General features: G+C 57.5%; 18 protein-coding genes. 6 read left to right on the top strand and 12 right to left on the bottom strand.

The window, feature by feature from the left end; all coding sequences use genetic code 11:
* Positions 1 to 17: 17 nt before the first annotated feature.
* Positions 18 to 3,293, top strand: a complete 3,276-nt coding sequence (locus tag MWU39_RS09345; protein ID WP_247159722.1) for a hypothetical protein — start codon at positions 18 to 20, stop codon at positions 3,291 to 3,293.
* Here MWU39_RS09345 and MWU39_RS09340 read toward each other — a convergent pair.
* The 4 genes from MWU39_RS09340 to MWU39_RS09325 all read right to left on the bottom strand — a co-directional run bounded on the left by MWU39_RS09340 (position 3,290) and on the right by MWU39_RS09325 (position 7,558).
* Positions 3,290 to 4,108 (bottom strand): alpha/beta hydrolase, encoded by an 819-nt coding sequence (locus tag MWU39_RS09340; RefSeq protein ID WP_247159721.1) that lies wholly within the window; start codon positions 4,106 to 4,108, stop codon positions 3,290 to 3,292. The genes MWU39_RS09345 and MWU39_RS09340 overlap by 4 nt on opposite strands.
* Positions 4,108 to 5,745 carry a wax ester/triacylglycerol synthase family O-acyltransferase gene (locus MWU39_RS09335; protein ID WP_247159720.1) on the bottom strand — a complete coding sequence of 546 codons (1,638 nt, stop codon included), beginning with the start codon at positions 5,743 to 5,745 and terminating at the stop codon, positions 4,108 to 4,110. The genes MWU39_RS09340 and MWU39_RS09335 overlap by 1 nt, the downstream gene beginning before the upstream one ends.
* Positions 5,746 to 5,922: 177 nt before the next feature.
* A complete protein-coding gene (locus MWU39_RS09330) occupies positions 5,923 to 6,342 on the bottom strand; it encodes a DoxX family protein (RefSeq protein ID WP_247159719.1) in 420 nt (139 codons plus the stop codon).
* A gap of 10 nt (positions 6,343 to 6,352) precedes the next feature.
* Positions 6,353 to 7,558: an NAD(P)/FAD-dependent oxidoreductase gene (locus MWU39_RS09325; RefSeq protein WP_348646383.1), complete on the bottom strand. Its 1,206-nt coding sequence runs from the start codon at positions 7,556 to 7,558 to the stop codon at positions 6,353 to 6,355.
* 44 nt (positions 7,559 to 7,602) lie between these two features.
* Here MWU39_RS09325 and MWU39_RS09320 point away from each other — a divergent pair, with 44 nt between their 5' ends.
* Positions 7,603 to 8,220, top strand: coding sequence for a hypothetical protein (locus MWU39_RS09320; protein ID WP_247159718.1), 618 nt, complete (start codon positions 7,603 to 7,605; stop codon positions 8,218 to 8,220).
* Between the two features lie 72 nt (positions 8,221 to 8,292).
* Here MWU39_RS09320 and MWU39_RS09315 read toward each other — a convergent pair whose 3' ends face one another.
* Positions 8,293 to 9,717 (bottom strand): heme peroxidase family protein, encoded by a 1,425-nt coding sequence (locus MWU39_RS09315; RefSeq protein ID WP_247159717.1) that lies wholly within the window; start codon positions 9,715 to 9,717, stop codon positions 8,293 to 8,295.
* 215 nt (positions 9,718 to 9,932) lie between these two features.
* Between MWU39_RS09315 and uvrC the strand changes: the two genes are divergently transcribed.
* Positions 9,933 to 11,876: an excinuclease ABC subunit UvrC gene (uvrC, locus tag MWU39_RS09310; protein WP_247159716.1), complete on the top strand. Its 1,944-nt coding sequence runs from the start codon at positions 9,933 to 9,935 to the stop codon at positions 11,874 to 11,876.
* Here uvrC and MWU39_RS09305 read toward each other — a convergent pair.
* Genes MWU39_RS09305 through MWU39_RS09295 form a run of 3 tightly spaced genes read right to left on the bottom strand, consistent with a single transcriptional unit; the run spans position 11,861 to position 13,246 of the window.
* Entirely contained in the window at positions 11,861 to 12,256 is a 396-nt protein-coding gene (locus MWU39_RS09305) for a hypothetical protein (RefSeq protein ID WP_247159715.1), read from the bottom strand. The genes uvrC and MWU39_RS09305 overlap by 16 nt on opposite strands.
* The gene (locus tag MWU39_RS09300; RefSeq protein ID WP_247159714.1) at positions 12,253 to 12,669 is read right to left on the bottom strand and encodes a hypothetical protein; all 417 of its coding nucleotides are present in this window, start codon (positions 12,667 to 12,669) and stop codon (positions 12,253 to 12,255) included. Before MWU39_RS09300 ends, MWU39_RS09305 begins: the two co-directional genes overlap by 4 nt.
* 43 nt (positions 12,670 to 12,712) lie before the next feature.
* Positions 12,713 to 13,246 carry a redoxin domain-containing protein gene (locus tag MWU39_RS09295; protein WP_247159713.1) on the bottom strand — a complete coding sequence of 178 codons (534 nt, stop codon included), beginning with the start codon at positions 13,244 to 13,246 and terminating at the stop codon, positions 12,713 to 12,715.
* A gap of 66 nt (positions 13,247 to 13,312) precedes the next feature.
* Between MWU39_RS09295 and MWU39_RS09290 the strand changes: the two genes are divergently transcribed.
* Positions 13,313 to 13,918: a TetR/AcrR family transcriptional regulator gene (locus MWU39_RS09290; RefSeq protein ID WP_247159712.1), complete on the top strand. Its 606-nt coding sequence runs from the start codon at positions 13,313 to 13,315 to the stop codon at positions 13,916 to 13,918.
* Positions 13,919 to 14,018: 100 nt separating this feature from the next.
* On the top strand, positions 14,019 to 15,635 hold the full coding sequence (locus MWU39_RS09285; RefSeq protein ID WP_247159711.1) for an AbgT family transporter: 1,617 nt from the start codon (positions 14,019 to 14,021) through the stop codon (positions 15,633 to 15,635).
* An 11-nt stretch (positions 15,636 to 15,646) separates the two neighbouring features.
* Here the strand turns inward: MWU39_RS09285 and MWU39_RS09280 are convergent, their stop codons facing one another.
* The 3 genes from MWU39_RS09280 to MWU39_RS09270 all read right to left on the bottom strand — a co-directional run bounded on the left by MWU39_RS09280 (position 15,647) and on the right by MWU39_RS09270 (position 19,887).
* Positions 15,647 to 17,284, bottom strand: a complete 1,638-nt coding sequence (locus MWU39_RS09280) for a hypothetical protein (RefSeq protein ID WP_247159710.1) — start codon at positions 17,282 to 17,284, stop codon at positions 15,647 to 15,649.
* A 408-nt stretch (positions 17,285 to 17,692) separates the two neighbouring features.
* Positions 17,693 to 18,304, bottom strand: a complete 612-nt coding sequence (locus MWU39_RS09275) for a superoxide dismutase (RefSeq protein ID WP_247159709.1) — start codon at positions 18,302 to 18,304, stop codon at positions 17,693 to 17,695.
* A gap of 89 nt (positions 18,305 to 18,393) precedes the next feature.
* Positions 18,394 to 19,887 (bottom strand): carotenoid oxygenase family protein, encoded by a 1,494-nt coding sequence (locus MWU39_RS09270; protein ID WP_247159708.1) that lies wholly within the window; start codon positions 19,885 to 19,887, stop codon positions 18,394 to 18,396.
* A gap of 134 nt (positions 19,888 to 20,021) precedes the next feature.
* Between MWU39_RS09270 and MWU39_RS09265 the strand changes: the two genes are divergently transcribed.
* Positions 20,022 to 20,837, top strand: coding sequence for a universal stress protein (locus tag MWU39_RS09265; protein ID WP_247159707.1), 816 nt, complete (start codon positions 20,022 to 20,024; stop codon positions 20,835 to 20,837).
* Here MWU39_RS09265 and MWU39_RS09260 read toward each other — a convergent pair.
* Positions 20,834 to 22,000 (bottom strand): glutathionylspermidine synthase family protein, encoded by a 1,167-nt coding sequence (locus MWU39_RS09260; protein WP_247159706.1) that lies wholly within the window; start codon positions 21,998 to 22,000, stop codon positions 20,834 to 20,836. The two genes, MWU39_RS09265 and MWU39_RS09260, sit on opposite strands and share 4 nt — an antisense overlap.
* Between the last annotated feature and the right edge of the window lie 40 nt (positions 22,001 to 22,040).

Here is a 22,040-nt window from a genome sequence, read left to right as displayed (position 1 = left end):
CCAAGCCGTAACAAGCGGTGCAATTCGATACAATTCAGGTGCTTGTGTCTGGCAAGCGTTTCCTCAAAAGGGCAACCATGATCTTCTCTCTGTCCCCCTCAGCGACGCTTAGATCGGGTGTCTGTGCTGCTTCGATCTGGACATGTCTTGCGACGACATCCGTCTCTGCCCAAGAACAACAATCGTCAGAAGCACAGTCTACGCAGGCGCAAAGCGAGGAACCACGCAACGAACGCGGAACTGGCACCGGTGAAATTGTCGTGCGTGCCGAACGGATTCGCGGACAGTTGGATGTTGAGCAGGCTCCGTTGCTGGAGCTGGGTGAGGAGGACATCGCAGCCGAGGGCGTGACGTCGATTGCTGACCTAGTAACGCAGATAACCAACCAAACAGGCTCGGCGCGTGGTCGTGGTGATGGCGGTCGTCCCGTTATCTTGATCAATGGCATCCGCGTCGGATCATTCCGCGAATTCGCCAATTACCCACCCGAAGCATTGGCGCGGGTTGAAGTTTTTCCAGAGGAAACTGCGCAGCGTTTCGGCTTTCCGCCTGATCGGCGCGTGATCAATCTGATCCTGAAGGAAAACTATAACAACGCGGAAGTTGAATTCGAATTCGAAGGGCCTTCGCGCGGCGGGTATCATCGGCGCGAACAGGAATTGGGCTTTCTACAGATCGCCAATGGCGGGCGGATAAACGTCAATTTCGAAGCCAGCGATACCTCGCTGATGACCGAAAGCGAGCGTGACATCATTCAGACTGCGACGTCTGTGTCCGATCTCGCCGGAGATCCCGACCAAGCACCGTTCCGCAGCCTGATCTCTGACAGCCGTTCGCTAGAGGGCAATTTAAGCTGGGCCAAAGCCTATATCGACAGCGGCACTTCTGTGAGCGCAAATCTGAACTATGCCCGCAATGATAGCCGCTCTCTGCGTGGATTAAACTCCGTCACTTTGACAGATGCAGGCGGCAACAGCGCATTCCGCGTGTTCGGAGCGGACACGCCGCTGCAACAGATCAGCTCCACCGATACGCTTTCCAGCTCAGGCTCATTGACGAAACGCATCAATGCCTTTCGCCTGACCAGCACCTATAATGTGAGTTATTCCGCAACGGCGCAGCAGATTGACCAGCTGTTCGATACCAGCGGCTTTGAAGCGTCTGCATTGGCTGGCGATTTGGCCATCGATGGCCTGTTGCCATCGGGCGTCACGACACGCTTTGACACAGCCGATACGCGTAACATTTTTGGCAGTACGTTCAACACGCTGCGCGGCCCGATTGCCAATTTACCGGCAGGCGAAGTGTTGGCGACATTTGATGTCGGGTACTCATGGACCAATTTGCAAACATCAGATTCCCGTTCTTTCCAAGATGTGTCGCTCACACGCGGCAATCTTTCCACGGGCGCAAACCTGACAATCCCGATTACCAGCCGCCGGACCGGCTTTGCGGATGCCTTGGGCAGTTTCACGCTGAATGCGCAAGCCGGTCTCGATAACCTTTCCGATTTCGGCACGCTGGGCGATTATACGATCGGCCTGACATGGGCGCCGACTGATAAGCTCAATTTGTCCGCGACATATATCGAACGGGAAGTCGCGCCGTCTTTGTCCGCTCTCGGCAATCCTGAGGTCATCTTCTTCAACACGCCGGTGTTCGATTTCACCAAAGGCGAGACTGTGCTGGCCACGGTGACCACAGGCGGCAACCCCGATCTGCTGGCCGAAACACAAAGTGATTGGAAGTTTGCAGCAAACTGGCAGCTGCCGTTTTGGGAAAATACCCGCTTTACAGTTGAGTATATCCGTAACCGTTCAAGCGATGTGACGCGCGGTCTTCCGATTATCACGCCTGAGATCGAGGCTGCATTCCCGGATCGGATTACCCGCGATACCGCCGGCCAGTTGGTGGCGCTTGATACGCGATTTGTGACATTTTCTGAGACGCGCGCGGATCGGTTGCAATTCGGGTTGTTCACACGCGGAAGCATTGGCGGTGGGCAAAGCGGCGGCAGACCAGGCGGCGGACGCCCCGGTAGAGGCAGACCGCAAGGCAATGCTCCGGGCGGCGGCCAGAGCAGCAGTCCGGCGCCGCAGCAAGCCGAAGGGCGTCCCCAAGGCGGCCCGCCAGAAGGGCGCCGCGGCGGCCCACCTACCGCCGAACAACGCGCGGCCTTTATGGAATTTCGCACGCGCATTTGCGCCGATGATGGTCTCGATGTTTTGACCCGACTGGTCGAAGCGGTCGAGAATGGCGAAGATTTGTCCGCGACTATTCCCGGTTTTGACGCCCAGCGCTTTGAGCGGCTGTTGTCGCGCGTTCGCGACGAGAATGGCGATGTCGATCCCGAGCGGCTGGCGGCTGTGCGCGAGCGCATCTGCAGTTTCGATCCGGAAAGCATGGGCGGACGTCCCGGCGGCCCGCGCGGTGACCGACGCGGCGAGGAGCCACCTTCAGGTGCTCCCGCAGACGCGCCAGAAGGCGAACGTCCGCAAGGATTCGCGGCATTCCGCGCTATCGCATGCGCCGAGGATGGCCCCGCGCGCATCCGCGCTCTCATCACGCGTATCGAAGCGGGAGAAGACGTCTCCGACGAGCTTCCCGGCTTTGATCCGAGCATGGCGGAGATGATGCTCGGGCGTTTGCGTGACGAAAACGGTAATATCACGGATGAGCGGATCGCTGGCCTGCGCGAGCGTTTCTGTTCGAATGAGCAAAGCGGCTCCCAACAGGGCGGCCAAGGCGGCCAGCAGGCGCGCGGTGGCGGTGGACCTCCCGGAGGGTTCAACCCGCTCGCGCGCCGATCTTTTTCGGGTTTCCGTTATTTCCTTTCGCTCAACCATACGATCGAGCTCGAAAATGAGATCATCATCGCGCCCGGTCTTGCACCGCTTGATCAGCTAAACGGTGATGGGACCAGTGCATTCGGTTTCCCGCGTCACAGCACGCGGCTTGAAGGCGGCATATTCGGCGCGGGCGTCGGCATGCGGGTTTCAGGGCGGTACACGGGGGAGACGCGCCTCAATGGCTCTGGTTTTGCGGGCAGCAGCGACTTGTTCTTCGAAGATCTGCTCCGCTTTGACCTGCGCCTATTCTCCAATGTCGGCGAACTCGTCGGCAAGAACGAAGGAGCGCTCAAAAACCTTCGTATCAGCTTGCGTGCTGATAACATCTTCGATGCGCGGCGCGACGTCACCGATGACAACGGTGATACGCCGATCAATTACCAACCATTTCTGATCGATCCGACTGGCCGTTTCATCGGGATCGATATTCGGAAGTTATTTTAATTCATACTGGTTTTTGGAAACAGGATGCGCTGATGCGGCTTGGGCAGGAATGGTGACCACTCACCCTCTTTCTGCGCCAGCCTGTCAGCGAGTGCCACCATCACGCTCGGATTGACGCCAAGGCCGCAATGGCTGGCGTAAACCTCGATATTCTCGAATGGCTGGTTTTCATGCCCTTTGTGAGGGTGCTGAACGCTTCCGCGCCAGTGAACCACACCGTCCGTCTTGGTCCAGATTGATGTTGTGGGAACCGGCGGAGCGATATCAAGGCCTTCGAACTGGCCACCGCGAAGTTTCTCTGGCTCATCGCCGTTGAACAGTTTGAACAGACGCGCGGCGCTGGTGTGATTGCGATCATCCGAGATCGGACTGCCTAGGCTGATCACCTGACGCACTTTTTCCGGATGAAGTTTTGCGAGTTCGCGCGCAAGCACGCCGCCAAGGCTCCAACCGACAAGCGAGACCTTGCGCCCGCTTTCCTTGTGCTGACGGGTCAATTGATGTTCGAGACTGGAGAGCAATTCTTCATTCACACGGACATTGCGTCCGGCTTCCCAGCCATGCGCATCGTAGTTCAGCCGCTTGAGCAGGCGCCGCATCGGAATGGTCGAGCTGTTCGTCGCCATAAAGCCGGGGAGGGTCAAAACGGAGTGACCGTCTCCCTTGGCGAGGTTCATCAAAAACGGGCTGCTCGCGTAAAACGCGCCCAGTTCGAAAAAGGCGCGGCCTTCGGCGAGAGTCCAGAACCGGTTGGGCGGAACTGCTGCGGGCAATTCTAATCCACCGGCGTGCGGGCTGGGTGCCATGCTTGCCATTATTTCGTCTCCTTGGGCTTGCGACCGATTGTTGTTGTTGGTTTGCGTTTTGCGACCGTTTTGCGCGCAGGTGTTTTGCGTGCTCCCGTTTTAGGGGCGGTCGTCGTTTTTGTAGGTGCGGCTTTCTTAGCGGGCGCTTTACGCGCCGCGGGCTTACGAGCAGGCGCTTTTTTGGGCGCTGCCTTTTTTGCGGGCGCTTTTGCTGCGGGCTTCTTTGTTGCGGATTGGGCATCCACGGCCTTGGCCGCAGCGAGCAGGTCTTCGAAGCTTTCCTGCAGGCATTCCGCGTAGAATTCGGGGTCCGGCATGATGTCGCGGCATGCGGTGAAGCTGATATAGGCTTCATCGACATAGGATTGCACGACATGGGCGAGGCCCAATCCATCGGTCAGGCAGATCAGCGAGAGCGCCATGCTCTCCATCCGTGCGCCCGACGAATAGATATGAACCGGCGGGCCGGGTACGTTGGTAACAACAGTGTTGAACGGCATCGCCAGCTTGTGCGCGATGCTAACCCGGCTAAAGAGCTGCGCGCCCAGCGCCATGTAGAGCAGCGGATTGACCTTGCTCACCTCGGTCATGGTGCGCGCGCCCAGAGCGTTTGTCATCGCTTTGGAATTGCTGGTCTGGCCGAACACATATTCAAGCCGTTCCTTAGGATCGGAAAGATGCGTGCCAAGCGGCGCGACCATGGCCGCGACCTGATTGCCCATATCGCCCTTCTCATCCTTAGATCGGACAGAGATTGGCGCCATGGCTGTCATCGTCGTTTTGGGCAGGTCGCCTTTCGATGTGAGATATTTGTTAAGCGCGCCGCCAATGATGGCAATGGCAACGTCGTTGACCTTGGCATCGGGCAAGAGTGCGCGGATCGCCTTCATATCGGCCAGCGGGAAGCTCGCTCCTTCGACCACGCGATGCGGTGAGATTGTCCGGTTAAAGCGGGTGCGCGGCGGCACCATATCAGTGCTGAGCTTGAAATCGCGCGTCACCAGCCCTTTGATCGCGCTCGCAACACCGGGGACGGCCTGGGCGGCGACCTGCGCTTGTTTCAGCGGGTTGAGGATCGCGTTGAAGTAGGATTTGCCGAGCAATTCGACCGGACCGGGGACCTTCTCAGGTTTCCAATCATCGGGTTTATTGGGCGGCGCTGCGTTGGGTGTGACCGTGTGGAGCGCCTCCATCAGGTCAATCCCGCTCATACCATCAATCGCCGCGTGGTGAACCTTGGTAACGAACGCGAAGCAGCCCGGCGGATAGTCGCGCACATTGTCGAGACCCTCGACCACGGTAAATTCCCACGGCGGACGGTTCAGATCGAGCGGACGGGCGTGAATGCGCGCGGCCTGAATGCACAGCTGACGCCAATCGCCCGGCTTGGGCAGAGCCACGTGGCGGACGTGGTATTCCAGATCGAAATCGGGGTCTTCGATCCAATAGGGATAATCGAGGTCAAACGGGACGCGCACAAGACGCTGTCGCATCGTCTTGGAAAGCTGCATCCGGCTTTCGATGAAGCCAAGAATGTCTTTAAACCGAACGAAGCCGCCCGGGGCGGTCGCCGGATTGTAAATCAGTACACTGCCGATATGCATCGGCGAGTTTGGCGATTCCATCGCTACAAACGATGAATCCATGCCCTGCAATTGCCGCAAGGGTTTCTCCCGCAAGCGAACCAAGAACTGGCCCGTTTCGGCCCGTTTTCGAGCTCTGGAGTAATGGGTAGGTGCGTTTCAGTCCCGTGACAACCTCACGCGCGCGGAAGTGTTGCCGTTTCAACAGCTGCTTTGAAACTTTCGTGCGTGCGCTTTCGGTTATCCGGTGACAGCTTTGTCGCTGCGCCACCAACCTGCGCTAGACAGACTGCGTGCGGGCGAGAAGCCTGCGAGAACCAGCAGCCCGGCCAAAATGCCAAGGTTTTTGATAAAGTTCTGCGTTTCGCGCTCGACCACATTTTCGGTCACGCCCCAAAAGCCATGCAACAACACGTTGACCAGCAGAATGTAGACCACACAGCCATAGGCGACGAGCTTCACATGCCTCCCGGCAATCAGCAGCAACCCGCCGATAATGTTCGCCGCAGCGGCGAACCACATCAGCGGCTCGGCAAAGGCGATGTTGTGGCTTTCCATGTAGGCGATGGTTTGCGCTGGCGCCGCGACTTTCATCAGGCCGGGCAGCAGAAAATATAGACCCAGCAGAATGCGCCCGGCGGTGATGCTCACTTGTGACATGTGATCCCCTTTAAGAGTGTTTTGCTTGCGCCAAGGCTTCCGCTGCGGCGACCCCGCTGGCCCATGCCCATTGGAAATTGTAACCGCCCAACCAGCCAGTGACATCCACCGCCTCGCCGATCGCGTAAAGACCGGGCACCTTCTTGGCTTCCATCGTTTGAGATGAAAGCTCGGCGGTAGAGATTCCGCCTATGGTCACCTCCGCCTTGGCAAAGCCCTCTGTGCCGTTCGGGGAGAAGCGCCAATCGGCAAGCTGCGCGCCTGCGCTTCGCAAAGCTTTATCAGGCACATTGCTAAACTCGGTTTCGATGCCGATCCGGTCTGCCAATGCGTTTGCGAGCCGATCCGGCAGATGGTGACGCAGCACGGTGCGCAAGTTGGCGCGGGGGTAATCTTTCTTGAGGCCGATCAGCCATTCTGCTTCGGCTTCGGGTAGGAATTTGATCCCGATCTCTTCGCCGCTGCGCCAGTAAGACGAGATCTGGAGGATGGCAGGGCCGGAAAGCCCTCGATGTGTGAACAAAGCGGCTTCGGCAAATTCGGCTTTTGTCTTTCCCGCGCCAGTACGTGCGGTGACCGGAGCGGATACGCCGGAAAGCTCCCGGAACAGCACATCATCTCCGCCAAGAGTGAGGGGGACCAGCGCAGGGCGCGGCTCAACCACTTTCAATCCAAATTGCCTTGCGAGATCATAGGCGAAGCCGGTCGCCCCCATTTTGGGAATGGACGGACCGCCGGTTGCGATGACAAGTTTGGGAGCGGAGAATATCTGCCCGCTCGCCATCACAGCAAAGCGATCATTGTCGTGCTCAACAGCAGTAACTTCGGCATCGCAGATAACATCGACGTTTTCGTCCGGGCATTCATCCAGAAGCATTTGCACGATCTGTTTCGCGGAACCGTCGCAGAACAGTTGACCCAATGTCTTCTCATGAAAGGTGATTTCGTGCCGCTTTACGAGGTCGATAAAATCCTGCGCGGTGTAGCGGGCCAATGCGGATTTCGCGAAGTGAGGGTTATCGGAAAGGAAGTTTCCGGGGCCGGTATTCACATTGGTGAAATTGCAACGCCCTCCGCCCGAGATCAGGATCTTCTTGCCGGGCTTTTCTGCCTTTTCGAGCACCGCGACGCGCAGGCCCTTTTGCCCCGCACGCGCTGCGCACATCAGGCCAGCGGCTCCTGCGCCGAGGATTATGACATCATATTGGTTTTGCACCCAGACGCCTTTACAGATCAATTTCAACAAAGCGAACAAACTGAATGGAAAAGCAGTTGCCGACCGGGATAGATTCGAATGCGCCGGACCTCGATCCGCGCGATGGGACGTGCATTTATGGCAATCTGACAAACCCGAACTGCGGATTGACTGTTCGGATGACCAGCTCGCCGTATGGGGGAGATGGCTTCCATGTTAGTTGGAAAGTGGATGCTTATTACAAGGCCACGCTCACCGAAGAGAATGCCCTGAATGAGATCCCGCTTCAGGAAACCGGCCCATACAAGAATATCAAAGCGCTCTATGGAATAGGTGGCGCAACCCATCTGTTGAGACTGTCGTGCAGTGAGCGCTATCCTGACGACAACCTTTGGCTGTTTATCAAGGGAAACGCCATTCAGGAGCGCGGCCAACACCCACGCGATGTTTTTTATGACCCAATTGATGGGCCGTTCAGTGCTGAACAAATTTTCCGGTACACGTTGCAATCCTGCATCCACCTGATGCGCAACCAGCGGCTTTGGGAATACGGTGGGTTCCGATTGTTCATTCCCGATGAGCAGGCCGAAAGAATTGGCGGTGTCTTTGGCGAGCATTTGCGCCCGCGCATCTATGGCGAAAAAGAGCGCGAATACTGCGAAGTGCTCTACGAATTTGATTGAACCACAAAAAAGCGGAACAGAATCCGCCGGGGCCGACGGTGTTCTGCTCCGCTCTGTGAAACAGTGACCGGTTTAGGGCTGGGCCACTGTTACAAGCTTGCCAAGTGTGTTCCACTCCTCACGCGGAGACCAATTGCGGTTTGCGCCGAGATAGGCGTGATCGTCCAGCTCAAGCAGGCCGATGATGACCTCGGCAACGATAGTCGCGCCGACGGGGCCAAGGCCTTCGCCTTCATTGGTGCTGCCATTCGGTTCTGCACGGCCAATCACTTCGGCTTCCGCCAGGATGTAGAGCCAGAGCGGGATACCCTCATCGCCGAAATCGCTGTTGATATCGTTGGCTTTCTTGATGACTTTGTCGATGTCCTTCTGCTCGCAGCCCATCGCTTCGGCCACTTTCTCACCCGCTGGCAGCAGGAAGGTGTTGCCGCGCAGCATATTGCGTGTGGCAAGCGATTTCTCCGCAGCGCTGCCATTGACGAATGGCAGATCGAGCAGATCGCCTGCGAGCAGTGTGTCCATTTTCTGCGCGCGTTCGACGATGCGGTTTTCCGGTGTGAACAGCAGCTCATGCCAATCAACTACCGCATCGGCATCGCTGAGCGCATCAAACCCGCGTCCCAGTTTTGTGCCGAACAGCTCGAACCGGTTGCCGCCTTTTTGCACCTGAACCTTCATCGGGATCATTGAATGTCCGAAGCGATAGGCCGCGACGGAAAATTCGATCGGGATGAACGGCACATCGCTGCAATAAAATTCGCGTCCGCAGCCAAGGATGCGTTCGACGACCGGCTTGCCGCAAATATCGGTCAGGAAGTCATTCACGACTGCCCACTGATAGTGCCAGGTGGTTGTCCGGCGGGCCTCTTCGTAAAGGTCATGCCCTTCCAACCCTTCTTCGTCGTGCAATGTTTGTGCAACGCGGTTGTGGAAGCGGATGATGGCCAGTTGGATCTGGCTGATGATCCGGTTTTCATCGTTGCGCGGGTCGCCGATGATCGCGCGGCCATTCGGGCTGCGCAGCAGGTCGCTCGCCGGGATGCCCGCTTGGCCGGGATTGTCCGCACCAGTCAGCAATTTGACGCCCGCAAACGCGCCGTCCTGACTGAACAGATAGGGCTGAGCCTCCGGGCCGAGGCCGTAGATGCAGTCCAGATCGAGCGTGGGCGTGCGGACATTCGCCACTTCGCCCGGATTGTCGATGACGCTGTCAAATGTGGTCGATGCATCCAGTGTAATGTCGTGATCGACGAACTGTCCGAAGAAGATCATACCGACGGGCACGTTGTCGGTACGGCCCTTGTCGTTCGGGTCTTCCATATTTCCGCCAGCTTTACCGGCTTCGATTAGAATGGCAGGATTTGTGTAGTTTGGTGCCAAGTCACCGAATAACCGTCCAAAACGATCATCCCGTTGTTCTTGACCATAGTTGCTCATACGGCAGTAAGGTGAAAGACCTTCTAATGGCTTCATGCCATGATGTTCACTATTACTCATGCGATTGCCTCCAGTTAGTGTCGTTAGGCAACCCATTATTATTTTTATCGTGATCAGATTCGCTGATTTTTGCAGTAAATACCTATTTCAATCATCCGTATTGTATTTTTTGGTCGTTTCTATTCAATTGCGTCGCGATAGGGCTCTATCGAGCGCCTGTGGGATGATGTGCTGCGGCGCTTCCATCGCGGCGCCATGCGCCCTATCTGTGGCCCATGGCTAAAACCCCGGCAGGCAAACCTTCCAATCCGCACGGGGCCGAGCGTTTCAATGAGGAGCGCGCGGCCTATACCGTCGCGTCTGCTCAGCCGAACCTTGAAGCGGGTGTCGAGGCGATCCGGGATACGGTGAAGACGCTGAAACCCGTGCCCGGCGTGTACCGCATGCTCGATACGCGCGGCGATGTTCTGTATGTGGGGAAGGCCCGCTCGCTCAAGGCGAGGGTCGCGAACTACACGCAAATCAACGGACTGACAGGCCGGCTGCAGCGGATGGTGAGCCAATGCCGCAGCATGGAGATTATCACCACCAATTCCGAGGCTGAGGCGCTGCTGCTCGAAGCGCAGCTGATCAAGCGGTTTCGCCCGCCGTTCAACGTGCTGCTGCGCGATGACAAGAGCTTCCCGTTTATCCTGCTGCGGTCCGATCACGCCTTCCCGCGCATCCACAAACATCGCGGCGCACGCAAGGCGAAGGGGAATTATTACGGCCCATTTGCCAGCGCGGGCAGCGTCAACACCACGCTCAATGCCCTGCAAAAGCTGTTCCTGCTGAGGAATTGCACCGACAGCTTCTTCAACAACCGCGATCGGCCATGCCTGCTGTACCAGATCAAGCGGTGCTCCGCGCCGTGCGTGGGCCGCATCAGCGAGGATGATTACGAGGGGCTGGTCAAACAGGCGAAGGACTTCCTCGCGGGCAAATCTGGGCAGGTTCAAGCCGACCTTGAAAAACAGATGGCGAAGGCTGCAGAGGAGCTGGACTTTGAAACCGCTGCAATCCTGAGAGACCGCCTGCGCGCGGCAACCTTTATTCAAGGGTCGCAGGCGATCAATGCCAGCGGTGTGGGGGACGCGGATGTCTTCGCGCTCGCGGCCAAGGGCGGGCATATCGCGGTGCAGGCGTTCTTCATTCGCGGTGGGCAAAACTGGGGCCACCGCGCCTTCTTCCCTAGCCACACGAAAGACGTGGAGGAGGCGCAGGTCCTCTCCAACGTCATGCTGCAATTCTACGAGGAAGTGCCGCCGCCATCGACCGTGCTGGTCGACCGCGACTTGCCCGAAAGCGAGCTGATCGAAGCGGCCTTGTCGGAAGTGGCCGAGAAGAAAGTGCAGCTTTCCGTGCCTCAGCGCGGCGACCGGCGCAGGCTGATGGAGCAGGCGAGCCGCAACGCTGTTGAGGCGCTGGAACGGCGGCTGGCGGAAAAGGGTACCCGCGCCAAGATTGGCCGCGAAATGGCAGAATTCCTTGAACTCGACGCGCCGCCGGAGCGGGTCGAGGTCTATGACAACTCGCATATCCAGGGCGCGAAGGCCGTGGGTGCGATGGTGGTTGCGGGGCCGGAGGGCTTCGAGAAATCGCAATACCGCAAATTCAACATCAAAACCGCGCAGACCAATGACGATTTCGGCATGATGCGCGAAGTGATGGAACGCCGCTTTACCCGCGCGATGAAGGACGATCCCGACCGTGAGCGCGACGGCGTGTGGCCCGATCTTGTCCTGATCGATGGCGGCAAGGGCCAGATGTCGAGCGTGCAATCTGTGCTGGGCGAACTGGGCATTGATGACGTGCCGGTGATCGGCATCGCCAAGGGGCCGCATCACGGGCGCGAGGGGCGCGAAGTGTTCCACTTCCCCGATGGGCGGGAGAAGATGCTGCCGACCAATTCGCCGTTATTGTTCCACCTGCAAAATCTGCGCGATGAAGTGCACCGCTATGTCATCGGCGCGCACCGCGCAAAACGCAGCAAAGCGATCACCGCCAGCCCGCTGGACGAAATCCCCGGCATCGGCCCGGCCCGCAAGCGCGCACTGCTGCTGCATTTCGGCACAGCCAGCAAAGTGCGCGCAGCGGCGCTAGAAGACTTGCAACGCGCGCCGGGCGTGAGTGAGAAAGTGGCGCAGCAGGTCTACGATTTTTATCACGCAGGTGGGTGAGTGAAAATGACCTCGCGGGTTACTTGCCAGCGCGCGTTCTCGTGGATCAGGTCGATACTCAGGGTGATATCCTGCTCATCGTCGAGCAGCTTCACCCGTCGGCGTATCAACACATGGGCGGTGTCACCATCTGCCTCGATATGGTCAAAAGCAGCCCATGTGTTGAGCGGGGCCTCACCCGCTTCGCGTTTCGATTGAAACAACGATTTGAACGCTTGCTTGTCAGCGATGTTGGTCTCCCCCTCCGCATTCGTCATAACGACCTGCAAGGAGGGGTGATAGATACGGTCGAGCTGGTCGACATCGAATGTCGTGCCGGCCTGAATCAGCGATTCAATTGCTTGGCGAACTTGCGTCGCAGAATTGTCAGAATGGCTCACTTGCTTTCTCCTTCACCGGGCTGGCCTGTCCACCGACCAAAGAAATTGCGTTGCGGGCGGCCGCGCACGGAATTGCCCAAAAGATAGGAGATCGGAATGGCGATCAATCCGACCACAGCATGTCCGTAAAAATCGCCATATACGATGTGGCCAACCAGCGCCAAGATCATGTTGAGGAAGTAGGCGGCGTAGACCATATCGCGCAGGTCATTGTAGCGGTGGCTCACGATCACCAGCACCGCTATAATTTTCAAATATGCGAGCGGGTAGACGAGATATGTTGGGTAGCCGAACGCCTCGAAGAAGCCGGCCTGCGTTTCGTGGATAATATGATAGGATCCGGCTGCCCAGCTGAGCAGGAAGATCAGGATGCCAGTGGAGAGCCAGTAGGCCGCTTTAGTCGGTAGGGACATGACAAAACTTTCTGTTGATTAGGAAGAGAGTTGGTCCGCTTGATCAGGCAAATGTGCCGCGGATCGGGTAATTGTTTGCAGGATTACGGACGAAGCCGATGCCTTGAACCATTGCGTTTAGGTCAGGCCGCGCGAAGGGAATGTTTGAGAGGTCGACGATCTGGAGATGGCCTTCCTCATTTACGACGAACAGACCCGGTTCAGCGAACGGCCTATCGGATTCCTCTGGGGAGCGAGGATGGGAAATATACAGCCCAAGCTGCTGCATTTGCTCGATTGAAAGATCAAATCCGACCGGGAAGCTGTGCGGGATTTCGGCCAGATGCGTCATCGCCCGCTCCTGCGGGTCGGCAGACACCGCCACCACTTCGACGCCCAACTCGGCCAGTTGCGGAACGACCGCCTCCAATTCGTTGAGGTAACGCGTGCACAGGGGGCAATGCTTGCCGCGATAGACGACGACCATCTGCCAGTTTTCTGGCTTGGCTGCTTTGCCCAATGCAATCTCACCACCGCTAAGCAGCGGTACAATGATGTCAGGGAAGGGTGATTCAGGCTGGGGTTTAACGGATTTCATAGCAAGCTCCTTGATTTATGTAACGATCCATATAAAATAAGAAATGAACTAGTCAAGAGAAATGTAATGAACGATACAAAAAAGATCGGAAGACCTCGGAAATTCGACGCGGACGAGGCGATGATGGCGGCGGTCAGCACCTTTTGGACCAAGGGTTATGACGGCGCTTCTATGAAGGATTTGACCGATGCTATGGGGATAAGCGGCCCCAGCCTCTACGCTGCATTCGGGGACAAACGTCAGCTCTACCTCAAGGCAATCGATGCTTATGCTAGCAACGACGCCTGCGCCCCACTGGTCGCGTTTGAGGCTGAGCCTGACATCGGCAAAGCCGTTCGTGCATTTATGATTGCCGCAATTGATTATGCCACAGCGCACGAAAGCGGTGCGAAGGGGTGCTTCCTCAGTTCATGCGTGGCGACCACCGCCGGCGAGGTTGAAGGAGTTGATCAGCTGCTTGCAGATGCGATCAAAGACACCGACGAAAGACTGGCCGCTCGGTTCGCGCAAGAAGTCGAGCTGGGAAATCTTGCTAGCGACTTCCCAGTTTTGGCGCGCGCACGGTTGCTGTTCGATTTGCGCCAGGGTTTTGTGTTTCGGGCTCGCGCTGGATTGGATGCGGCCACGATGAAGGCCGAACTTAATCAGAGGTGTCGTATGATTCTGGAGTGAGGTGCACAGCCCGGTATTGTCTCCGCCATCGTCCTATTCAGCTTGACCCGACTAGCCTGCGCGCTACCCGCAAGGGGAACGACTATCGGAGCAGCATCACATGGCCACCGGGCAATCCACCCCAGAGAACAACGCAGCGACCGCGCAGCCAGCGAAGAAGAACGCTTTCACACGCTTCCTCGACGGGGTGGAATGGCTGGGCAATTTGCTGCCGCATCCGGTGACTTTGTTTGCCCTGCTGGCGGTGGGCATCGTGCTGCTGTCCGGCCTGTTCGGATATCTCGGTGTGGCGGTGGACGATCCGCGGCCATTGGGCGCAAAGGGCGTGGCCGAGGACGGCATGATCCGCGCCGTCAGCCTGATGGATGGCGACGGGGTGCGGCGGATATTCACCGGGCTGGTCGATAACTTCACCGGCTTTGCGCCGCTGGGTGTGGTGCTGGTCGCGATGCTGGGCGTGGGCGTGGCGGAGAAATCGGGCTTGCTGAGCGCGGCTGTGCGCAGCCTCGTCATGGGCGCGCCGCCCAAGCTGGTGACGGTCGCGATTGTGTTTGCGGGCATCATTTCGAACACCGCGAGCGAGGTGGGCTATGTTGTGCTTATCCCGCTGGGCGGGGCGATCTATTATGCGCTCGGGCGGCATCCACTAGCCGGCATGGCGGCGGCCTTTGCGGGCGTTTCAGGCGGATACAGCGCGAACCTGCTGATCGGGACAATCGACCCGCTGCTGGCCGGTATCACGCAAGAAGCCGCGCAGCTGATCGACCCGGATTACACCGTGCTGGCGACGGCAAACTGGTATTTCATGTTCGCCTCAACCTTCCTCGTGGCGATCATCGGTTCGCTGGTGAGCATCTATATCGTCGAGCCAAAGCTGGGCGAATACGATTCGAGCAAGGCGGATCCGACGATCCTGGATGACGGGATGATGCAGCCGCTGACCGATACCGAGCGCAAGGGGCTGCGCTGGGCTGGGATCGCTCTGATCGGGGTGCTGGCCCTGATGGCGATTACGTTGATCCCGGAATGGGGTATATTGCGCAATGCGGAGGATGGCGACCGGATGGACTCGCCGTTCTTTGATGGGTTTGTGGTATGGATTTTCATCTTCTTCGTCGCGATTGGATACGCCTATGGCCGCGCGACGGGCACGATGAAGACCGACCGCGATGTGATTGACGCCATGGCGGCGGCTTTGTCGTCGCTCGGCCTTTACATCGTGCTGGTGTTCTTCGCCGCGCAATTTGTGGCGTTTTTCGGCTGGACCAATCTGGGCGCGATCACGGCGGTGACGGGGGCAACGTTCCTCGTCGAAACCGGCATGACTGGTCCGATGATCTTCTTCCTGTTCATCCTGCTATGCGCGGTGATCAATCTGTCATTGGGTTCCGCGAGCGCGCAATGGGCGGTGACCGCGCCGATTTTCGTGCCGATGCTGATGCTGATCGGATATGCGCCAGAGACTATTCAGGCGGCGTACCGGATCGGGGACAGCACGACCAATATCATCACGCCGATGATGAGCTATTTCGGGCTGATTCTGGCTTGGGCTACGCGGTATAAGAAAGATTTGGGCGTGGGCACGCTGATCGCGATGATGCTGCCCTACACGATGTTCTTCCTCTTTTTCTGGTCGATCTTCTTCTATCTGTGGACGTTCGTGCTCGGCATCCCCGTCGGGCCGGGATCGCCGACTTACTATACGGTCGCGGGCTGACTGGTGCGGGGTTAACCGGGCCGTTCGGCGGCCGATCCGTCATTCCGCAACAGCGTTGTGCTTTCGGCGATTGTGTTCGCGACGCCGTTGCTGCTCAGTCGCTCGCGCACATCGCGTTTCGATCTGAGGTCGCCGAATGCGAACGCGACATCATTGGTCGCGCTGAAGGTGGCCGGATATCGCCTGCGCAAGGAATCAAACGAGTCTCCGATCACGGTGGAGCCGACCAATCGCAGGTTGAAGAAGCCTTCGCTGGCCCCGCCAGATCCGATCTTAAACGCAAAATCCGGGTGAAGCGGAAGCGTGCAATTCTCCAGCGTGAGGGTGGGCGTTCGAGACGGCACGCCCTGAACAATCGAAAGGTCCCGCGTGAAGTCACGCACGGTGTTGTTCGGGGAAAAGAACGTGATGCCGCGATAAGTGTGATCGGCATTGCCATTGCGCATCGTTGAAAGGTTATGTTTGTTCTTCTGGATCGAGCTGTAAATAACGGTGCCGCCATTATCCAAAGATGCAGGTCCTTCGGTTCTCATCGCGACCTCGACATCTGTGATATCGACTTCGCATGTTACGCTGATGCCTTCGGGGACCACGGTGTTGCCATTGTTGGCATCAAATTGGATTGCGGTGCCGCAATTGCGCACTCGGAAAAGTGCAAAACCCTCTTGCTCGGTTTCGGTGACATCGACCCGTTTCGCGATCGTCTGACTTTGAGAGCTGGAATGCCCGTAAAGCGCCGTACCAAACCCTTCGATATCCAGACCGCGAACATCGATGACCTGGTCAGGACGATTCAATATGCTGAACAGGTTCAACCCAGCGCCTGCGGATCGACCTTCGTCGAAGCCGAACATTCCGGGTCTTGGCAGACCGCGCGCGCGGTATCCGTCGACGTTGCAGGGGCCGACCCAGGCATGTGTCCCTGCGCCCAAAATTTCGACGCGTCGCAAAGTCGGTATCGCTGTGCTCATCGGGTCGGTTCCCGCGGTGTCTTTGGACCAAGCATCTCTCAGGCAAAGATCCTGCAAGAGACCCCGCTCCCAAGAATAGACAGCGGGATGTGACATCGCGATGAGCGGTAGACCTGACGGATCGCCGCCATCCTGAAGCCGAACGAACAGGTCAAACTCTGTGCTGGCCGAGATGTCGTGGCGCAAATCGGGGGTGCTTGATCCCGACACATTCATGCAGAACGCTGGCCCCGAACGGACCGCCAAAGCATTGAGATTGTCTGCGATGGTGGGTTGCCCAACAATCCATTCGAAATATTCGTCGCCAAGCCTTAGGAATGGATAAGTAGTGGCAGTGCCGGATATGCCCGAGCCGCCGGGTTGATGCGCGCGTGCAAGTGAAATTGTCGTCCGGTAAATGCCGTTGCCTTGAGAGATAAACCCTAACCGAAGCAGTGATTGGCCGCCGGATAAAGTCGCCGGAAGAACGGAGTCGCCATACCCCACCACGCTCTGGGTGATCAAAGATCCGAGAGTAGAGCTGGGTGACCGGAAGTGCGTTTGCCCCCGATGGAGACCGATCACATCCGTTGATCCAGCTAATTCGCGCGCCCGATCGAGTGTGCGCAGCGGCGCTGCTTCACTACCCACCGCACTATCATCTCCATTGCTTGCATCCACGAACCAGTTGATGTCCATGCCGACTTCAAACGGCGCGGCCGGAGGAGCCGATACCTGTTCGGTATATTGGGGCCGGCTAGGTCGGATTGCCGCCGTTGAAAAAGGGGGCTGAGCAGGAGGCGGCCCTCCAGGGCCAGAAGTTGGCGGCGTAGGGTTGGAATTTGATCCAGAGCCTCCGCACCCTGTCAGCACAAATGCACCAGCGCCTGCTGCTCCGCGCAAGACAGATCTTCGAGAAGTTTCGAACACATCAATTTCCATTTTCGACCCATACGCAGTTTAGTCGATATGGTGTGAGATGGTCTAGGAACCGTTCTATTTTTCAGTTGATTAGTCGGTAATCAATTCTGGAGTTCGGTCCAAAAATGAAAACCCGGATCGCATCGCTGCGACCCGGGTTTGAAATTCAACAAACTATCTGAGTACTTATGCAGGATAAGTCCAAGCAGATCCCCGAGCGAGGTTTTCGCTAGCGAATGCCCAGTTGAGCTTCGATCCGACAACCGCATCCAGATAGGCCGGGCGCTTGTTCTGGTGATCGAGGTAGTAGGCGTGCTCCCACACGTCGACGGTCAACAGCGGGTTGAAGCCGCTGTCGGCCAGCGTGTCGCCGTCATGTGTTTCTTCGATGCTGAGCTCGCCATTCTTTTCGGCGAGCCAGACCCAGCCGCTGGCGAAGTGGCCAGCACCGCGATCTTTAAGCTGTGTCTTGAGCTCTTCGACCGAGCCGAATGCGGCGTCGATCTTGGCCTTCAATTCATCCGAAGGCGCGGTTTCTTCGGCGGCCATTGAGTGCCAGTAAAACGCGTGGTTCCAGCTTTGCGCGGCGTTGTTGAACAGCCCTTGGTTGCTGCCACGAGCAGCGGCAACGATGTCTTCCATCGATTTATCCGCGTGATCGGTGCCCTCGATCGCAGCGTTCATCTTGTCGATGTAGGCCTGATGATGCTTTCCGTAGTGGAACGAAAGGGTGTTTGCCGAAACGGCTGGTTCCAGCGCGGTGTCGGGGTAAGGAAGATCAATCAGTGCGAATGCCATTTTGGGGCCTCTCTTATTGGAGTGATAGGTTTGGTGTTTGAACGCGCAGACGCGCTAAAAGTTTCAAATCCGTCTGACAATCCTTTGCATCAGGCGGCGAGGCTGGCGCGTTTGAATTCTCTGTCGCTACGAAGCTGGGAATGCTCGACCCAAGTGGAATGCACTCCGCTTGAAATTTTATGCGGCAATCGAGCGCGGCAGATCGGGCCTTTCGTCACATCGCTGGCATCCAAGATGGCGAGTTCGGACGCGCCGCTATTCTCGTCAATTAGGAAGGTGACGAGGTATCCGTCATCCTCTGATTGCGCATCCTTTCGAGGCACCATCGGGCTTTCGCTCGCATAGACACCGTCGGGGAGTTGGAAGACTTGGTCCGCGCCAGTTTCGGTGTCGTGGCGGACATAGCCGTTGAACAGGAACCATCCGGGCCGCGTGGTGGTCGACCAGATGTAGCGGCTTTTCTTCATCAGATAATCCGGGTTGATCATGCCGAATTCGACGATCTTGTCGCACAACCGCTCTTCGGTGGTTTCGCCCGTTTTCAGATTGAAACGCCAGCGGTGCAGGCGGCTTTGGAAAGAATGCTCGTCAACATAGGCCATCATGTGGCTGTATTCGCCCGCTTCCTCGATCGGATCGGGCATTGGCTTGTCCTGATAATACCCTTCGAGCACAACCTCGTCGCCGTCTTCCCAAGCGTTCGTCCAATGCAGCACATATGTTGGAGACGCCTCGAACCAGCGAATATCTTCTGGCTGACCGTGTCGCGGGATCAATGCGAAGCGCGTTGGTATGCCTTCGTGAATGCGCGCCGCATGGATATCCCGCTTGAGCAGCTCTTCATCCCAAAACAGCGGCATATCGTTGAGGATCGACCAGTTCTTTGTGATCGCCATATCATGCGGCAGGCGCGGGCCGGGCAGTGGAATCGGGACGTAATGCGCGAGCTTACCGGCGCGATCGACGACCCCGTAATGCATGTAGGGCGCGTGTTTGGAATAGTTGAAAAACATCATCTCGCCAGTCGCTTCATCCACCTTTGGATGCGCTGAGATGCCGTCAATCGGTCCCCAAGATGCCTTTCCGAGACTTTCCAGCGTGATCGGGTCCATCTGCCACGCTTCGCCGCATTGATAGAGCGTCGCTATGGCGGTGCCGGCATGCACGATGATGTCGGTGCTGGCAGTGTCCTTCAGGCTGCCATGCGCGCCAAAGCCCGGACGTTTCGAAAGGGCAGGCGGATCCATCAATCCGCCCCACAACGCGCCGCCCGCGATCTGTTCCTGCGTGAAGCAATTGGTCCGCACAAATCGGTTGCGATAGCTCGCCTTGCCGCCGCTGATGCTAACCTGATGGATCATCGCATCCCCATCAAACGGGTGGTGCCGACCTAACGGCTGATGCACCGGATTTTCCGTATTGCGCAGATAAACGCCATCAATGTCGGCGGGTATTTCGCCTTCGATCACTTCGAGCTCGTCTACGTCCAACTCTTCATGCACCGGCGTCCATGGTCCGGAGAGGTAGGGGTGGTTCGATGGCTCAAGGGTCGTTTTGACCGGCGGCTGACGTGTGATCTGCATGGTTGTCTCCCAAGCCAACTCTAGCGCGCAACATGAGCAGAGCAAACCCGCGATGTTTCAGCCGAATTTGATCTGGATCAATGCACGCGGCTTTCGGCGGGCGCATTCTCCTCCACACAACAAGGAGAAGCCCCATGAAATCGATCCTCGTTCACGCCGCTGATGACAGTGCAATGGAATCGCGCATGCAAGTCGCGCTCGACATAGCCCGCGCCACTGGTGCGCACATCACCTTCCTTCAGTCAGTGAGCTATGAAGTCTTCGCACCGGGCGACTTCTATGGCTCTGCGATGGCCGCCGCGCTTCCTCAGATCAAACAGGCAGCGGAGGACTTTCGCGCCAAGACCGAAGCCGATCTCGCCAATGAAGACGCCGTATGGGAGTGGAAATTTCTCTACGGCATGGCAGAAGATCGCCTGCTGGAACAGTCCGCGTTGCATGATGTGATTCTTGTCGGTCCGCATGACGTTGGCGAAAACGGGAAGCGTCCCTCCCGCATGGCTGGCGAGCTTGCTTTGAAAGCACCGGTTCCCGTCTTGGTAGTGCCGGACGAAGCGAAACGTTTCAATCTGAGCGCACCAGTGCTTGTGGCTTGGAATGGCTCGTCCGAGGCCGCCGTTGCCCTTCGCGCAGCAGTTCCCATGCTCAAATATGCAAGCAACGTGTTCCTCGCCTGCGTTGCAGAAGACAAATCACGGGAGCGGCATGATTTCCGGCTGGATGAGGGTGCGAAATATCTCAGTCGCCACGGTGTCGATGCGGAGATTGTAGAGCTGCCTAGCGGAAAGCTGAAAGTCTCGGATGTGCTTTTCTCTGCTGCCGAGAAGCGAGGATGCTCAATGATGGTGATGGGCGCATATGGCCATTCACGGTTTGCGGAAATGCTCTTTGGGGGCGTCACACGTCGCTCATTAACCGACCCGCAGATGCCGATATTCTTGGCGCACTAGCCTAGGATAATATGCGGTAGGAATCGGGCGAGATCCCGTGTGATCGGGCTGGCATCTTCGCGGATGGACATGCCAGCCGGATCATCGCCAACGACCCAGCTGCCGATAACGGCATGATTGTCACTGTGGCGGGCGATCGGAGCGTAGGCCTGAATGATTGCGCCCTCTTCGCCATACCCTTGCTCTGGCCCTTTGTGGTGCTGAGCGCCGTCAAACAGTTCTATATCCGCGCCTTCGCGACTGAAAAACGGTTTGGTGACGTGAGGCTGCGCTGCCAGCTCTTTGGCTGCGTCTGAACCTGCGACCGCTGCGGGGAGCAGGTTACGGTGGCCTGTGTGCCGTTCCCACAGCAGGGGCAGCATAGCTTTGTTTGAAAGGATCGCTTTCCAGGCAGGTTCAACAAAGCTGGTGTTTGACATTGCGACCTGCTGCGCAAACTCCTCGCGCATCATGTCTTCCCACGGATACAGTTTGAAGATCGCACCGATCTGATAGCCTTCGGGGTCAACAAACTGGCCGCTTTCATCAATGCCGACTTGATCGATCCCGACAAAGCGAGGCTCCAACCCTGCTTGGCCCGCGACATCCTCAAAATACGCAACCGTTGCGCGGTCTTCGATATGGTCTGCCACGGCCGAGAAGTGGACAAGGCTGCCAGCGGTGAACATCTGACCGAAACGTTCAACCAACGCCTCATGCAGTCGATTGAATTGGTCGGTTTCTGCGGGCAGTTCGCCTGCCGCGATCTTGTCTTCGAGCCAGCGCCATTGGAAGAATGCCGTTTCATAGACGCTGGTCGGAGTGTCAGCGTTGAATTCCAGCATTTTGGCCGGGCCGCTGCCGTTATAGGCGAAATCGAAGCGGCCATAGAGAGACGCCTCTCCGCTGCGCCATGAATTGGCAATCAGATCCCACATTGAGCGCGGGATCGCGAGTTTCTCCATCAATTCTTGTGACGCGCAGGCATCATCCACCAGCGATAGACACATTGCGTAAAGCTCGGTCGTGGGATCTTCGATCTCGTCTTCGACTTCTTGCAACGTGAACTGCCAACAGGCGCGTTCGTCCCAATAAATTTCGCCATCAACATGGTGGAACACAAACCCGTTTGCCTCGGCAATGGCTTGCCAATCTGGCCGTTCATCCATGGTTTTGCGCAGCATAGGTCCCTCATTCTGCAGCTTAAAAGGCGCTTGTGCACCT

Origin of the sequence: Erythrobacter sp. F6033, assembly GCF_023016005.1 — a bacterium.
Classification (GTDB): Bacteria; Pseudomonadota; Alphaproteobacteria; order Sphingomonadales; family Sphingomonadaceae; genus Erythrobacter.
This window is presented reverse-complemented; position numbering and strand designations above follow the sequence as displayed.

Excerpts from the sequence above, each read along its gene's own strand:
- MWU39_RS09340 (WP_247159721.1), bottom strand. The coding sequence starts at position 4,108 with ATGGCAAGCATGGCACCCAGCCCGCACGCCGGTGGATTAGAATTGCCC.
- MWU39_RS09300 (WP_247159714.1), bottom strand. The coding sequence starts at position 12,669 with ATGTCCCTACCGACTAAAGCGGCCTACTGGCTCTCCACTGGCATCCTG.
- MWU39_RS09320 (WP_247159718.1), top strand. The coding sequence starts at position 7,603 with ATGGAAAAGCAGTTGCCGACCGGGATAGATTCGAATGCGCCGGACCTC.
- MWU39_RS09330 (WP_247159719.1), bottom strand. The coding sequence starts at position 6,342 with ATGTCACAAGTGAGCATCACCGCCGGGCGCATTCTGCTGGGTCTATAT.
- MWU39_RS09290 (WP_247159712.1), top strand. The coding sequence starts at position 13,313 with ATGAACGATACAAAAAAGATCGGAAGACCTCGGAAATTCGACGCGGAC.
- MWU39_RS09280 (WP_247159710.1), bottom strand. The coding sequence starts at position 17,284 with ATGGACATCAACTGGTTCGTGGATGCAAGCAATGGAGATGATAGTGCG.
- MWU39_RS09265 (WP_247159707.1), top strand. The coding sequence starts at position 20,022 with ATGAAATCGATCCTCGTTCACGCCGCTGATGACAGTGCAATGGAATCG.
- MWU39_RS09275 (WP_247159709.1), bottom strand. The coding sequence starts at position 18,304 with ATGGCATTCGCACTGATTGATCTTCCTTACCCCGACACCGCGCTGGAA.
- MWU39_RS09260 (WP_247159706.1), bottom strand. The coding sequence starts at position 22,000 with ATGCTGCGCAAAACCATGGATGAACGGCCAGATTGGCAAGCCATTGCC.
- MWU39_RS09315 (WP_247159717.1), bottom strand. The coding sequence starts at position 9,717 with ATGAGTAATAGTGAACATCATGGCATGAAGCCATTAGAAGGTCTTTCA.
- MWU39_RS09270 (WP_247159708.1), bottom strand. The coding sequence starts at position 19,887 with ATGCAGATCACACGTCAGCCGCCGGTCAAAACGACCCTTGAGCCATCG.
- MWU39_RS09295 (WP_247159713.1), bottom strand. The coding sequence starts at position 13,246 with ATGAAATCCGTTAAACCCCAGCCTGAATCACCCTTCCCTGACATCATT.
- uvrC (WP_247159716.1), top strand. The coding sequence starts at position 9,933 with ATGGCTAAAACCCCGGCAGGCAAACCTTCCAATCCGCACGGGGCCGAG.
- MWU39_RS09285 (WP_247159711.1), top strand. The coding sequence starts at position 14,019 with ATGGCCACCGGGCAATCCACCCCAGAGAACAACGCAGCGACCGCGCAG.
- MWU39_RS09335 (WP_247159720.1), bottom strand. The coding sequence starts at position 5,745 with ATGGATTCATCGTTTGTAGCGATGGAATCGCCAAACTCGCCGATGCAT.